Origin of the sequence: Lentzea sp. HUAS TT2 (assembly GCF_051853195.1) — a bacterium.
Classification (GTDB): domain Bacteria; phylum Actinomycetota; class Actinomycetes; order Mycobacteriales; family Pseudonocardiaceae; genus Lentzea.
In genome coordinates this window covers 8,042,438-8,056,945 of the sequence record NZ_CP196667.1, presented here as the reverse complement: position 1 = coordinate 8,056,945, position 14,508 = coordinate 8,042,438, and the positions used below count along the sequence as shown (strand labels likewise).

Annotated in this window: 9 protein-coding genes; 7 read left to right on the top strand and 2 right to left on the bottom strand. The window is 72.2% G+C overall.

The annotated features are described in order from the left end of the window. Positions 1 to 1,611, top strand: coding sequence for a peptide ABC transporter substrate-binding protein (locus ACSHWB_RS38445; protein ID WP_439658232.1), 1,611 nt, complete (start codon positions 1 to 3; stop codon positions 1,609 to 1,611). Beyond that, a complete protein-coding gene (locus ACSHWB_RS38440; protein WP_439658231.1) occupies positions 1,593 to 3,086 on the top strand; it encodes an ABC transporter substrate-binding protein in 1,494 nt (497 codons plus the stop codon). The genes ACSHWB_RS38445 and ACSHWB_RS38440 overlap by 19 nt, the downstream gene beginning before the upstream one ends. Here ACSHWB_RS38440 and ACSHWB_RS38435 read toward each other — a convergent pair. Beyond that, the gene (locus ACSHWB_RS38435) at positions 3,025 to 3,483 is read right to left on the bottom strand and encodes an acyl-CoA thioesterase (RefSeq protein ID WP_439658230.1); all 459 of its coding nucleotides are present in this window, start codon (positions 3,481 to 3,483) and stop codon (positions 3,025 to 3,027) included. The two genes, ACSHWB_RS38440 and ACSHWB_RS38435, sit on opposite strands and share 62 nt — an antisense overlap. A gap of 194 nt (positions 3,484 to 3,677) precedes the next feature. Between ACSHWB_RS38435 and ACSHWB_RS38430 the strand changes: the two genes are divergently transcribed. Genes ACSHWB_RS38430 through ACSHWB_RS38410 form a run of 5 tightly spaced genes read left to right on the top strand, consistent with a single transcriptional unit; the run spans position 3,678 to position 13,504 of the window. Continuing rightward, a complete protein-coding gene (locus ACSHWB_RS38430) occupies positions 3,678 to 5,510 on the top strand; it encodes a CRTAC1 family protein (RefSeq protein ID WP_439658229.1) in 1,833 nt (610 codons plus the stop codon). Between the two features lies 1 nt (position 5,511). After that, on the top strand, positions 5,512 to 6,474 hold the full coding sequence (locus ACSHWB_RS38425) for an enediyne biosynthesis protein UnbU (protein ID WP_439658228.1): 963 nt from the start codon (positions 5,512 to 5,514) through the stop codon (positions 6,472 to 6,474). Continuing rightward, entirely contained in the window at positions 6,471 to 11,780 is a 5,310-nt protein-coding gene (locus tag ACSHWB_RS38420; RefSeq protein WP_439658227.1) for a type I polyketide synthase, read from the top strand. The genes ACSHWB_RS38425 and ACSHWB_RS38420 overlap by 4 nt, the downstream gene beginning before the upstream one ends. Next, the gene (locus ACSHWB_RS38415) at positions 11,761 to 12,762 is read left to right on the top strand and encodes an NAD(P)H-dependent oxidoreductase (RefSeq protein ID WP_439658226.1); all 1,002 of its coding nucleotides are present in this window, start codon (positions 11,761 to 11,763) and stop codon (positions 12,760 to 12,762) included. The genes ACSHWB_RS38420 and ACSHWB_RS38415 overlap by 20 nt, the downstream gene beginning before the upstream one ends. Beyond that, the gene (locus ACSHWB_RS38410; protein ID WP_439658225.1) at positions 12,737 to 13,504 is read left to right on the top strand and encodes a class I SAM-dependent methyltransferase; all 768 of its coding nucleotides are present in this window, start codon (positions 12,737 to 12,739) and stop codon (positions 13,502 to 13,504) included. Before ACSHWB_RS38415 ends, ACSHWB_RS38410 begins: the two co-directional genes overlap by 26 nt. On the opposite strand, the gene ACSHWB_RS38405 is transcribed toward ACSHWB_RS38410, so the two are convergent. Then, positions 13,497 to 14,495, bottom strand: coding sequence for a DUF1702 family protein (locus tag ACSHWB_RS38405; protein WP_439658224.1), 999 nt, complete (start codon positions 14,493 to 14,495; stop codon positions 13,497 to 13,499). The genes ACSHWB_RS38410 and ACSHWB_RS38405 overlap by 8 nt on opposite strands. Positions 14,496 to 14,508: the final 13 nt, after the last annotated feature.

Sequence of the window (14,508 nt, the reverse complement as noted above, 5' to 3'; positions counted from 1 at the left end):
GTGGAGCCCACGATCGGCCACGAGGCCGTGGTGGTCGGCCTGTGCGAGGAGCCGGACGTGCTCGTGCAGGACTTCAGCCTCCGGCACGCCAGCTGGGCGGTGCTCAGCACGCTGCTGCTCAAGCTCGTCCGCTACGACGACCGGTGGCGGCCGTGGCCGGAGCTCGCCACCGAGATCCCCACCCGCGCCAACGGCCGGTGGCGCGTGCTGCCGGACGGGCGCACCGAGGTGCGGTGGCGGTTGCGGGACGGACTGAGCTGGCACGACGGCCGGCCGGTCACCGCCTCCGACGCGCTGTTCACCTACGAACTGCTCAGCGCCACGCCACCGCCGTACCCGCACCACACGGTGATCGAGAGCATCAGTGAGATGGAGGTCCCACCCGACGACCCGCTGACGCTCGTCGTGCGCTGGCGGGCAGACCGGCCGTTCGCGCCGTTCGAGGAGTGGGGGACCGTGCTGCCGCGGCATCTGCTCGAAGGGGAGGGCCTGCACCGGCCGGAGGTGAGGGATCGGCACCCGTTCCTGCGCGCCCCGACCTACAACGGCGCCTACTGGTTCGAGGAGTGGGCGGAAGGCTCGCACCTCAGCGTCCGCGCCAACGGCGAGCACCCGCGCGGCCGTCCCGAGATCGAACGGATCGTCTTCCGCTTCTACCCCGGCCCCGCGGAACTGCGCGAGGCGGTGATCGCGGGCGAGGTCGACGTGACGGACCTGACCTCGTTCAGCCCGGCGGACGGCGAGTACATCGCGCGGCACGCGCCGCACGTGGAGGTCCGGTACACCGACTCCCTGCTGTGGGAACACGTCGACTGCAACCTGGACGACCCGGTGCTCGCCGACCGGCGGGTGCGGCACGCGCTCGCGCACGCCATCGACGTCGAGGAGATCTCCCACGCCCTGCACAGCGGGGTGCCGAAGGCGGCGTCGTCCTGGCTGCCGCCGAGCCACCCCGCGTTCCAGCCCGCCGCCCAGACATACCCGTTCGACCTCGACCGGGCGCGGAGCCTGTTGCGCGAGGCGGGTTTCACCGACGGTCCGGACGGCGTGCTGGTCGACCGCTCGGGCGAACCGCTATCGCTGCACCTGCTGACGACCAAGCCCTCGGCGACGGGGCGCTGGACGTCGTCGTCGACCAGGCCGGAGACGGCGCTGATGCTGCAACGGCAGCTCGCCAGGGCAGGGATCGACCTGCGCGTCGAGCTCGCGCCCGCGGACGAGGCCTTCCCGCGGTTCCGCCGTCGGCAGTTCCCGCACCTGGCGCTGTTCGCGTGGTCGATGGGCATGGAGACCAACGGCTACCTGCTCTGGCACTCGTCGAAGATCCCCGACGACAACGAGTGGTACGGGATCAACGTGTGCGGCTGGCGAGACGAGGAGAACGACGCCCTGCTCGACGCGATGGCCACGGCACAGGACGACGAACACCGCTGGGACCTGATGCGCGAGCAACAGCTCGTGTGGTCGCGGGAACTGCCCGCCATCCCGTTGTTCTTCCCGCCTGGCGTCACCACCGCCCACCGGGACCTGACCGGGGTGCGGCCGGTCGGCATCTTCGGCTCGTACGTCACCTGGAACTCCTGGGAGTGGCGGTGGACTCGACCGTCGTGATCGCGCGAACGCAGGACGTCGGCGCGCTGAACCCGATCCTCTACCGCGACCTCGCGACGGGCGAGGTGCTCAACCGGATCTACGACCACCTCGTGCTGACCGACGGCGCTGGCCGGCACGTGCCCGGCAGGCTTCTGCGGCGGTGGCACCAGTCGCCCGACGGACTCACGTGGGACTTCGAGTTGCTGACCCGGGCCCGCTGGCACGACGGCAGGCCGGTGACCGCGCAGGACGCGGTGTTCACCTTCGAGTCGATCCTCGACCCGGCCGTCGGCAGCGCGCGCCGGCCGGAGTTCCTGGTGCGGGGCGAGGAGATCCGCTTCACCGCCGTCGGCGAACGGCACCTGCGGGCCGTGCTGCCCGCCCCGTACGCGCCGTTCCTCGCGGCGCTGGCGTGGCGGCCGATCATTCCGCGGCACGTCTTCGCGGGGGCACCGCTGCGGGACCACCCGGCGGACGCGGCGCCGGTCGGGTCCGGCGCGTTCCGGTTCGCGCGGCGCGACGGCGCGGAACTGGTGCTGCGCGCGCACGACGACTACCACCTCGGGCGGCCGCCGATCGACGAGGTGGTGTGGCGGTTGGTGTCCGATCAGGACGGTGCGGTGGAGCAGATCCTTCGCGGGCAGGCGGACTTCGTGCCCGGTCTCCCACCGAGGCTTGCCGAACGGGTGCGCGGTGCGGACGCGGTGCGGCTGGTGCGGTCGCTCGACGCGAGCTTCACGTATCTCGGGTTCAACACAGGCCATCCGAAGTTCGCCGACCGGCGGGTGCGCCGCGCCCTGTGCCACGCGGTGGACCGCACCGCGCTCGTGGAGCGGGTGCTGGGAGGGGAGGGCCAGGTCGCGCACAGCCCGTTCGCGCCGGGCGGCGCCTGGTCGTGCGAGGACGTGCCGAGGTTCGAGCACGATCCTCCGCTCGCCCGGACGTTGTTGCGCGAAGCGGGAATCGGCGATCTCGCGTTCACGATCACCACGGTCGACGGCGACGAGGTCAAGCGGCGGACCGCCGAGCTGGTCGCCGAGCACTGCGCCGCGGTCGGTGTCGACGTGCGCGTGGAGGCACTGCCGATGGCGGAGCTGCTGCGCACCCGCGTGCGGACCCGCGAGTACGAGGCACTGGTCATGGCCCTGGTGCCGCACCCGGATCCGGTTTTCCTGCACGCCTTCTACCACTCGTCGATGCTCACGCCCGTCGGCTGGAACCGGCTCGCCTACCGCGACGGGGAGGTCGACCGGCTGCTCGACGCGAGCCAGACCGAACTGGACGTCGCGGCGCGCAAGGTGCTCGTCGACCGCGTCCAGCGCAAGGTCGTCGCGGACGCCCCGCAGCTCTTCCTGTTCCACCCGGTGGTCGTGGACGCCGTGCGCGACACCGTGGAGATGCCCGCGCTGCCGGACACCGCCGCGAACCGCTTCATGTACATGCACCAATGGCGGTCGGCTGGTTCCCGCGCAGATATGCGTCAATTGCGGTGAGCAATTCTTCCGGTACCGCGTCCGGGAGAAAGCGCTCGCCGTCGCGCACCAGCCACGCGAGTTGCTGTTCGCCGCGCGCGACGAGTTCCTCGCCGTTCTCGTTCACCCGCCAGTACTCGAACAGCAGGGTGAGCCGGTTCGTCGTCACCTCGCCCGCACGCATGCGCACGGCCACCTGGTCGAACGCCATCAGCTCGGCGAGGTACTCGCACCCGCACCGGGTGGTCACGATCGCCTGCGACGCGTCGAGCTCGGCGAACACCGAGGGCGCATAGGTGCGCAGGAACAGTTCCCGGCAGTGGCCCTGCCAGCGCAGGTAGTGCACGAAGTAGACGTTGCCGAGCAGGTTCGTCTCGTCGAGCGTCACGGTGTGCGAGTACTCGTAGGTCGTCGCCATGACCCACGAATCTAGGTTCGAATTCGCGATTGCGTCAATGCTGCTGATATTGCTCCTTTTATTGCGCGTTGACACTGCCGCGAGCATTTTCGGATACTTCGGAAGTCGAAGGACGAGGGGGTAATTCCGTGAGTCGCCCGTCAGGTCCGAGGAAGTACGCCGCCGGCTTTTTCGCGGTGATTCTGATCTTTGTCGTGGGATTGTTCACCAGACTGCCGTCGGCGACCGCGGGTGACGCGGACCGGCTGCGCGAGCGGTTCGCGTTCGACCGCGCGCCGATCGCGTCGGTCGCGGTCGACGGCATGCGCACGGAGCGCCGCGTCGCCCCGGACCTGGAGAAGATCTCCACGTGGATCTCCGCGGTCGGGGCCGCCGTCGCGCTGGGAGACCTCGACGGCAACGGCCGGGCCGACGACCTGTGCCTGAGTGATCCGCGCACCGACACGATCACGGTGTCGCCCGCGCACGCCAAGGACCGCTACCGGCCGTTCGTGCTGGACGTGACACCGCTGCACATGGACTCGACGATGGCGCCGATGGGCTGCCTGCCGCTCGACTTCGACGGTGACGCGGACACCGATGTGGTGACCTACTACTGGGGCCGCACGCCCGTGGTCTTCAAGCACGAGCCCGGCCCGTTCGGCAGCGCGGTGTTCACGCCGTCCGAGTTGGTGCAGGGCGAGCAGCGCTGGTTCACCGACACGGTGCTGAGCACCGACATCGACGGCGACGGCAAGCTGGACATGGTCGTGGGCAACTACTTCCCGGACGGTGCCCGGCTGCTCGACCCCACCGCCCGGTTCGAGCCTGCGACGCAGATGCAGGACTCGATGTCGCGCGCCTTCAACGGCGGGATCGACCGGATCTACCTCGGGGACGGCAAGGGCGGCTGGACCGAGGCCCGCGACGTGCTCACCCCGGACGCGGCTGCGGGCTGGACCCTCGCCATCGGCGCCCAGGACCTCAACGGCGACCTGTTGCCGGAGCTGTACTTCGCGCACGACTTCGGCCCGGACCGGCTCTTCGTCAACCGCTCGACACCGGGGCGGGTCCGCCTCGCGGAGGTGCGCGGTGAGGCCGGGTTCGCCGTGCCGCGGTCGAAACAGCTCGGCGTCGACTCGTTCAAGGGGATGGGCATCGACTTCGCCGACATGAACTCCGACGGCCGCACGGACATGTTCGTCAGCAACATCTCCTGCGAGTTCGGCCTCATGGAGAGCAACTTCGCCTGGCTCAACACGGGTGACGAGAGGGCTCTCGACGCCGGCCGCGCACCGTTCACCGACGCGAGCGAGGACCTCTCGCTGGCCCGCAGCGGCTGGGGCTGGGACGCGAAGTTCGGCGACTTCGACAACGACACCGTGCCGGAACTGGTGCAGTCGACCGGGTTCACCGAGGGCACGGCCAACCTCTGGCCGCAGGTCTCCGAACTCGCGATGGCGAACGACGGGTTGCTCCGCTTCACCGGCGCGTGGATGAACCACACCCCCGGCTGGGAGCTCGCGGGCAACCAGAACGACCAGTTCTTCGTGCGCGGACCCGACGGCCGCTGGGCGAACGCCGGGGACGTGATCGGGCTGACCGATCCCGGCACCAGCAGGGGAGTGGCCACCGCGGACGTGAACGGCGACGGCCGGCTCGACCTCGCGGTCGCCCGCCAGTGGGCCGAGTCGTTCTTCTACCTCAACCGGGGCACCGGTGACGCGCGCAGCACCGTGCTGCGCCTGCTGCTGCCGTCCGACGGCTCCGGATTCCGCACCGTGTCGGGAGAAGAGGGCGACAAGCTGCGCGGCGTCCTGGCCATCGGCGCCACCGCGACGATCGTGCTCTCCGACGGGCGCAGGCTGAGCGCCCAGGTCGACGGCGGCAACGGGCACGCCAGCGTGCGCAGCACCGAGCTCCACTTCGGACTGGGCGACGCCACGCCCACCTCGGTCGAACTCACCTGGCGCGACACCGGCGGCACCGTCCGGCACCGCACGTCCGCCGTGACGACGGGCCGTCACACCATCCTGTTGGGAGAGTGACATGGCGATCAAGGAGACCCGCCCCGTCGAGGCCCCGGAGGTGATCGCGCCACCGACCGGACCCATCGCTCCGGAGAAACCGGTGGTGCCGAAGGACAAACGCCTCGCCGCGCTCCGCCGGTTCGCGACCACCATCACGATCTTCACCGTCGTCGGGCACCTGTGGCTCGGCCTGGAGACGCCGTGGGCCGCGCCCGTGGTGTCGACACTGACCTCCTACGCGGCCGCGCTCGCGCTGGAGACGCTGGACGCCTGGGCGCACGGCCGCCGTGCCGAGTACCGGGGCGGCTGGCTGCGGATGGTGAACTTCCTGTTGCCGTCGCACATCGCGGGCATGGCCATCGCGCTGCTCATCTACCCCGGCGGCATGCTGTGGCCGTTCGCGTTCGCCGCCGTGGTCTCCGCGAGCGCCAAGTACCTGTGGCGCGCCCCGGTCAACGGCCGGATGCGGCACGTGTTCAACCCCTCGAACCTCGGCATCTCCGCCACCCTGGTGCTCTTCCAGTGGGTCGGCATCGGCATGCCCTACCACTTCACCGCCACGTTCGGCGGCCCGCTCGACTGGATCATCCCCATCGGGCTGCTGATGAGCGGCCTGATGATCAACACCCAGCTGACGGGCAAGTGGCCGCTGATCGCCGGCTGGGTCGGCGGCTTCGCCCTGCAGGCGGTGCTGCGCGGGGTGTTCACCGACATCTCGGTCATCGGCGCGCTCGCCCCGATGACCGGCGTTGCGTTCATCCTGTTCACCAACTACATGATCACTGACCCCGGCACCACCCCGGTCGGCAAGCTCAACCAGGTGGCGTTCGGCATGGCCAGCGCCGCCGCCTACGCGTTCTTCATGCTGATCCACGTCTCCTACGGGATCTTCTTCTGCCTCGTCCTCGTGTGCGCGGGTCGCGGCCTCTACCTCTGGGCACGGCACTGGCGCGGCCAGCGGACCGAGGGGCGGCTGACGTGACGGACGCCATCGCGGTCATCGGCATGGCCTGCCGCTATCCGGAGGCCGACCACCCCGGTCAGTTGTGGCGCAACGTGCTGAGCCAGCGCCGGTCGTTCCGCCGCCTGCCGGACGAGCGGCTGCGGCTCGACGACTACCACTCGCCGGACCCGGCGACGCCGGACGCGGTGTACTCCACCCAGGCCGCGGTGCTGGAGGACTACGAGTTCGACCGGGTCCGCCACCGCGTCTCCGGGTCGACCTACCGGTCCGCCGACCTCACGCACTGGCTCGCGCTCGACGTGGCCGGCGAGGCGCTGGCCGACGCGGGCTTCCCGGACGCGGCGCCCGCGGACCGCGACCGCGTCGGAGTGGTCCTCGGCAACACCCTCACCGGCGAGTTCTCGCGCACCTCGGTGCTGCGGCTGCGGTGGCCCTACGTCGGCAGGGTGGTCGGGAACGCGTTGCGGGACAAGGGGTGGGAACAGGACGCGGTCGCGGACTTCCTCACTGGCCTGGAACGCGACTTCAAAGCCCCCTTCGCACCGATCGGCGAGGACTCGCTGAGTGGCGGGCTCTCGAACACCATCGCGGGCCGCATCTGCAACGAGTTCGACTTCCACGGCGGCGGCTTCACCGTCGACGGGGCGTGCGCCTCGTCGTTGCTCGCGGTGGTCAACGGCGCGGAGGCGTTGCGGCGAGGGGACCTCGACCTCGTGCTCGCGGGCGGGGTGGACCTCAGCCTCGACCCGTTCGAGCTGGTGGGGTTCGCGAAGACACATGCGCTCGCGACGGGCTTGATGCGCGTCTACGACCAGCGGTCCTCCGGTTTCTGGCCGGGTGAGGGCTGCGGCGTCGTCGTGCTCGCCCGGCATGCCGACGCGCTCGCGTGGGGAGCCAGGGTGCACGCGCTGCTCCGCGGCTGGGGCGTGTCGTCGGATGGCGCGGGCGGGCTCACCAGACCAGAGCGCGCCGGGCAGGTGCTCGCGTTGCGCCGCGCCTACGACATGGCGGGGTACGACATCTCGACGGTCGCGCTCTTCGAGGGACACGGAACCGGGACGAACCACGGCGACTCGGTCGAGCTGGCCGCACTGAGCGAGGCCTGCCGGTCCGCGGGAGCGTCGCCCGGTGGCGCGGCGATCGGGTCGGTGAAGGCGAACATCGGCCACACCAAGGCGGCGGCGGGCGTGGCCGGGCTGATCAAGGCCGTGCTGAGCGTGGACCGGCAGGTGCTGCCGCCCGCGACGGCCTGCGAGAGCCCGCACGCGGAACTGCTCGCGCCGGACGCGCCGCTGCAGGTGTTGCGCGAGCCGCGGCCGTGGCCGGTGGACCGGCCGGTGCGCGCGGGCGTGAGCGCGATGGGGTTCGGCGGCATCAACGCCCACCTCACCGTGGAGGGCGCGGCGACCCTGCGGCGGACCTCGCTGAGCCTCCAGGAACGACGGCTCGCCCGGACCGCGCAGGACGTGGAACTGGTCCCGTTCGCGGCCTCCTCGCGCGACGAGTTGCTCGCCGAGGTGGCCGCGGTGCGTGCGGCCGCCCGCGGCATGAGCTTCGGACAGCTGCGCGACCTCGCGATCGAACGCGCGCCCGCCGCGCTGCCCTGGCGCGCCGCGGTGGTCGCGGACAGCCCGGCGCAGCTCGTCACGCGCCTGGACGGCCTGCTGAACGGTGTGACCGGGCCGGGCGCGTTGCTCGGCGAGCACCACCGTCCACCGCGCATCGGGTTCCTGTTCTCCGGTCAGGCGTCCCCGACCCGGTTCGACGGCGGTGCGCTCGCCCGCCGGTTCGCCGTGGCGGACGACGTGTTCGACCTGGCCTCGCTGCCGCGCGAGGCAGACGACCCCCGCGACACCGCGATCGCGCAGCCCGCGATCACGGCGTGCTCGGTCGCCGCGCTGGAGGTCCTGCGGTCGCTCGGGGTCGAGGCCTCCGTGGCGGTCGGGCACAGCCTCGGCGAGCTGACCGCCCTGCACTGGGCGGGCGTGCTGTCGCGCCGAGACCTGTTCGAAGTGGTGCGGGCGCGCGGCCAGGCCATGGCCAAGTGCCCCGGTGCCGGCGCGATGCTCGACGTGGGGGCGACGGCGGCGGACACGGGCCGGTTGCTCGACGGCCTGGCCGCGGTGATCGCGGCGCTCAACGGCCCGAGGCGGACCGTCGTCTCCGGTGAGGCCGACGCCGTCGCGGAGGTCGAGCGACGGGCCGGCGCGAGCGGGATCAGGGTGACGCGGCTGCGGGTGTCGCACGCGTTCCACTCGGCCCTGGTCGCCCCCGCGATCGAACCGCTCTCCGAGGCGCTCGAGGGAGTGCGCTTCTCGCGGCCGCGGGGCCAGGTGCTGTCCACTGTCACGGGCGTGGCCGTCGGCACCGACACCGACGTGCGCGCTCTGCTGTGCGACCAGGTGGTGCGCCCGGTGCGGTTCCACCCGGCACTGCAACGCATGGGGGAGACGGACCTGCTCGTGGAGGTCGGCCCGGGACACGTGCTGGCCGACCTGGCCGGCGGCGTGTCCGTCGACGCCGGCGGTGCGACTCTGACCGGCCTGTTCTCCGTGCTGGCAAGGGCCTTCACGGCCGGTGCCCCGGTCGCGTTCGGCAAGCTCGGGGCGGAGCGGGAACGGCCGGCGCGCCCGGCGCTCGAACCCCGCCGGTTCCTGGCGAATCCCTGCGAGGCGGCGCCCGTTCCCGAGGACCCGGCTCCGGCCCCCGAGCCGGTCGCTCAGGACGACTCGGAGCTCACCGTGGTGCGGAGCCTGATCGCCGCGCAGGCCGAACTCCCGGTCGACGCGGTCGCCCCGGACGCGCGGTTGCTGACCGAGCTGCACCTGAACTCCATCACGCTGGTGCAGATCGCGAGCGAGGCGGCGACGCGGCTCGGCGTGCGCCCGCTCGACGAGTCCGCGTCGTTCGCCGACTCGACCGTGGCAGAGCTCGCGGAACTGCTGGCGGCCTCGCCGGCCCACGACGGGTCGTCGGACCTGGTCGAGCCGGTCGTGCCGTGGGCGCGGACGTTCGCAGTGCGGTGGATCGACCAGCCCCGCGGCCCCGTGGCGGCGACCGCCTGCCGGTGGTCCGTGCGGGTGGGGGACGACCATCCGCTGGCGGACGCCCTGCGAGCCGTCTTCTCGCCGGCCGCCGGTCCCTACGCGGTGGTAGTGGGGCTGGATCCCCGCCGCCGGCCGCGGGACGCGGAGCATCTGCTGGCCGCGGTGCGCGACGCCTGCGCCGATCCCGGCGTGACCCGGCTGGTGGTGGTGCACCACGGCGGCGGTGCGGGGGGCATCGCGCGGTCAGCGGTGTTCGAGCGCCCCGACCTGGTCGTCCGGGTGATCGACGTCCCGGTGGACGCGGGGACCGAGTTGATCGAGGACGCCCTGGCCGAGGCGGAGTCCGGGGACGGCTTCGCCGAGGCGCGGCTGCGCTGGGGCGGGATCCACCGGCCAGGACCGGTGCGCGAGGTGCCGGTGCTGACCGCGATCGACCCGGTCCCCGACACCGGCGGCGCCGTCCTCGACGGGGAGGACGTGCTCCTCGTGACCGGCGGCGGCAAGGGGATCGGCGCGGAAGCCGCTCTCGCACTGGCGAGCCGCGGCCAGGCCCGCGTCGCCCTGCTCGGCCGGTCCGCCCCGGACGACCCCGATGTGAAGGCCACCATGGCCCGTTTCGACGTGCTGGGTCTGAAAGCGCGGTACCTGAGCGCCGATGTCACAGACCACGCGGAGGTGGCGGCGGCGGTCGAGCAGGTCAGGCAGGACCTCGGCGAGCCGACCGCCGTGCTGCACGCCGCCGGCGTGAACACCCCGGCGTTGCTGCGCGACCTCGACGACGAGGCGGTGCGGCGCGCGGTAGCTCCCAAGGTCACCGGCCTCGCCGCGGTGCTCGACGCCGTCGAACCGGACCGCCTGAAGCTCCTCGTCGGCTTCGGGTCGGTGATCGGGGAGATCGGCATGCGCGGGGAGGCCCACTACGCGCTCGCGAACGACTGGCTGAGGCTCGCGGTGGAAGAAGCGCGGTACCGGTTGCCGCACTGTCGCTGCCGGACGATCGAGTGGTCGGTGTGGGCGTCGGGCGGCATGGGCGACCGGCTGGGCGTGCTCGACTCCCTGGTGCGCCGCGGTGTCACGCCCGTGTCCACAGAGGACGCCCTGGCGCTGCTCACCCACGTCGTCGACGACGGCCGGCTGCCGGCCACCGTGGTGGCGAGCGGCCGGTTCGGGTTGCCGCCGACCGTGCGCTTCGCCGGCACGGCCCTGCCGCCGTTGCGGTTCCTGGAGAAGACGGTGCTGCACTACCCCGGCACCGAACTCGTCGTCGACGCCGAGCTCTCCACGGCGACCGATCCGTACCTGCTCGACCACGCTCTCGCGGGAACGCCGCTGCTGCCCGCGGTGACCGGGCTGGAGGCGATGGCCCAGGTGGCGCACGCCCTCACCGGGGAGCAGGTCACCGGGTTCGCCGACCTGAGGCTGACCCGGCCGGTCACGGTGCCGGAGCAGGGCCGCACGATCAGGCTGGCCGCGGTCGTGACGGCCGCCGGGGTCGAGGTGGCGCTGAGGTGCGGCGACGTCGACCACTTCCGGGTGCGGTGCCTGGTCGGAGCATCCGGCGAGCCGAGTCCGGAGTCCTATGTGGACGCCGAACCCCGTACCGAGCCCGACCTGTACGAACGGCAGCTGTTCCACGGCCGCCGGTTCCAGCGCGTGCGCGGATACCGCGAACTCCAGGCACGCCGTTCGGTCGCGGACATCGAGGTGGACGCGAAAGCCGCGTGGTTCAGCGCCTTTCTGCCACCGCGGCTGGTGCTCGGCGACTTCGGCGCGCGGGACGCGTTCATCCACGCCGCCCAGGCCTGCGTACCGCACCGTCGGGTGCTGCCGGTCGCCGTGGAGCACATCGAGTTCACCGGCCACCGCACCGGCGCGGTGGTGACGGCGGTCGGGATCGAGACCGCCTGCGGGCCGGACGAGCTCACCTACGACCTGACGGTGCACAACGCCGCGGGCGAGGTGACCGAACGGTGGCGGGGCCTGCGGCTCAGGATGGTCGAACCGTTGCCGCCGCCCGGCTCCTGGGCGCCCGCGCTGGCCGCCGCGTACGCACAGCGACGGCTGGCGGAGCTCACCGGCCGGGACGTCCGGGTGCGCGCAGGGGAGGGCGGCATCGTGGTTCTCGACGCGGTTGGGCCGGTGCCGGACCAGGAGACCGGCGACGGCTGGACCGTGCGCGGCGGCGTCGTCACCTGGCACGCCAGGGTCGCGGGTGAGGACGTCGTGCTGCGCGTGGGAGCCGGCGAGGGTGAGCAGGGTGACCAGGTCGACACGTGATCCCGTCCGCGTGCTGCTGCTGGGCGGCAGCCTCACCGAACCCTCCCGCTCGGGGGCGTTGCTGGAGGTGGCGGCGGGCGCGGTGGCGGCCAAGGGCGGGGAGTCGAACCAGTGGCACCTCCACGGCACCGCGGGGGACGACCTGGCGGACGAGCTCAGGGAGGCGGCCAGGGTCGCCGACGCGATCGTGCTCGTCACCCCGCAGTACCACAGCTCGTTCTCCGGCAACCTCAAACAACTGCTGGACCAGCTCGACTCCGGGCAGTTCGCCGGCAAGCCGGTGGGACTGATGTCGACCAGGGGAGGGCACGCGGTGATCGCCACCGAGCACCTCCGCTCGGTGGCGGCGGCGATGCGCGGCCTGGTGATCCCGACCGAGGTGGTCGCGCACGACACCGACTTCCTGCGCGTCGGCGACCGGTACGAGCTGACGACGCAGGTGCTGTGCGAGCGAGTGCTCCGGTTCGTCGAGGAACTGCTGTGGTTCGCCGCGCGGCTGCGCGGGGCGGGGGAGACCCGCGCCGGCCTCGGTGACGGATCGGGGCCGCCCAAGCCGTGGGCGGGGCAGCTCTCGCCCGGCATCACGGCCGCGGTCGCGTTCATCCGCGAGAACTACGCCGAACCCGACCTGACGCTCGACACGGCTTCCCAGCACGCGCACATGAGCCGTTACCACTTCTCACGCACGTTCAAGGCGCAGACGGGCAGGCGGTTCATCGACTTCGTGACGATGCTGCGGCTCAGCGGAGCCAGGAAGCTGCTCGCCGAGACGCGCGATCCGGTGTCCGGCATCTGCCACGCCGTCGGCTACCGCGATCTGGCGCACTTCGAGCGGACCTTCAAGGCCTGGTTCGCGATGTCGCCCTCGGAGTACCGCGCGAAGTACCGGACCGAGGTGAGGGTCGTGGTGCCACCTGCGGCCCTCGCCCGCACCACGACGCTGAAGGCGGTGGGTCATGACAACGACGGTGCAGACCGATGAGCAGGACCTGTGGCGAGGATTCTTCGCGGACGAGGACTACGTCCGCATGGTCGGGTCGATCCTGACCTCCGACCGCACCACGGCGGAGGTCGACGCACTCGGCGACCTGCTCGGGGTGCGGCCCGGCACCAGGGTGCTCGACCTCGGCTGCGGACAGGGGCGCATCGCCGTCCCGCTCGCGCGGACGGGGGCGGTGGTCACGGGGTGGGACGGGTGCGAGCCGCTGCTCGACGTCGCCACGGCCGCCGCCCGCGGCGCCGGCGTCGAGGTCGAGTGGGTGCACGCCGACTTCGTCGAGCTGGCTCGGGAAGCGGAGTTCGACGCGGTGTGCAACGTCGGCACGGCGTTCGGCTACGCCGCGGAGCCCGACGACCTCGCCACGCTCGCCGCGGTGCGCAGGGCGCTGCGGCCCGGTGGCGTGTTCGTGATCGACACGGAGAACCGCGAGCGCATGCTGACCTCCGCGCGCAGGACGTGGTTCGAGCGCGCCGGGGACCTGGTGTGCTGCGCGCGGACGTTCGACGCGGTGACGAGCCGGTGGACCGAGTCCCTGCGCTGGACCGCGTCCGACGGCTCCGCCCGCGAGCGGTCCTACAGCCTGCGCCTCTACGGCGCGACCGAACTGGTGAACCTCTTGCGGCAGGTCGGTTTTCACGGCTCCATCACCGTGTCCGGGGGCTTGGACGGCTCCGCGTACGACGTCGGCAGCCCCCGGCTCGTGGTGCGCGCGTCGGTCAGCTGATCAGCTGACCGACGCGGTCCCGCGTTCCGTGCCGCCATCGCTGGTAGAACACGTGCCGTACATGCCGGTGCACGAGGTCGTCGCGAACCTCGTGCACCACGCGGACGGCCTCGAGCACCCGCCGCCGGTGCCCGATGTCCGCGCCGCCGAGCAGTTCGTCGAACAACGGGCGGTCGGCCAGTTGCCTCGCCTCCCAGCCGAAGGCGGCGCCCTGCAGGAAGTCCGCCCGCAGCGGGGCGGGCACCTGGTCGAGCACGCCGGCGAACCTCTCCGGCGCGTCCAGCCAGCTGTACGCGCACCCGAGTCCCAGCCCGCTCACCGCGTCACCGTGGAAACCGGGGTCGAGGCTCTCCACGGTGGCGAGCGCTTGCCGCACGTCTCCCATGTGCACGAACCAGAGGCTGCGCCCGAATCCCTGGTGGCAGACGTGGCCGCCGTGCTCGCCGTATCGCGCGAACGCGGCCGTCCTCGCGACCGCGCCGGAGTTCAGGAACCCGGTGCGGAATCCGAGACCCTCGAAGGGCAGCAGCCGGTAGCGGTGGTCGAGGAGTTCCGTGCAGGCCGCGATCGCGCGCGGCCGGCGCGGCGCGACCATGCCGAGCCACCAGCCGAGGCCCACGTGGTTCTGGTAGACCGTGTCCGGGGTGAGTGAGCCGATGTGCCGCTCGAACTCCGGCAACGGCCTGCCGTGCAGGTAGGACCAGGGCCCGTAGCCCATGCCCGCGCCCTCGTAGGCGAACGGCCGGTAGTAGCGCGGCAGTTCGCGGACCGCCGCGTGCACCTCGCTGAGGTCCTCCGCCGTGGCCGCGGCGTTGTACCCGGTGAGGAACGAGCGGCAGATCATCCGCACCCGCTCCCGCTGCCACTCGCCGTCCAGCGTGAAGCGCGCGATCACCGGCTCCAGGAACGCGGGATCCCGCGTGAACAGCGGGCGTAGCGCCCTGCGAAGCGGGGAGGGCTTGCGGACAGGGGCCGACACGAGCGGGACCACGGCTGCTCCTCTG

Bases quoted from the DNA above. Each gene is read 5' to 3' on its own strand.
- ACSHWB_RS38435 (WP_439658230.1), bottom strand. From the start codon at position 3,483: ATGGCGACGACCTACGAGTACTCGCACACCGTGACGCTCGACGAGACG.
- ACSHWB_RS38425 (WP_439658228.1), top strand. From the start codon at position 5,512: ATGGCGATCAAGGAGACCCGCCCCGTCGAGGCCCCGGAGGTGATCGCG.
- ACSHWB_RS38410 (WP_439658225.1), top strand. From the start codon at position 12,737: ATGACAACGACGGTGCAGACCGATGAGCAGGACCTGTGGCGAGGATTC.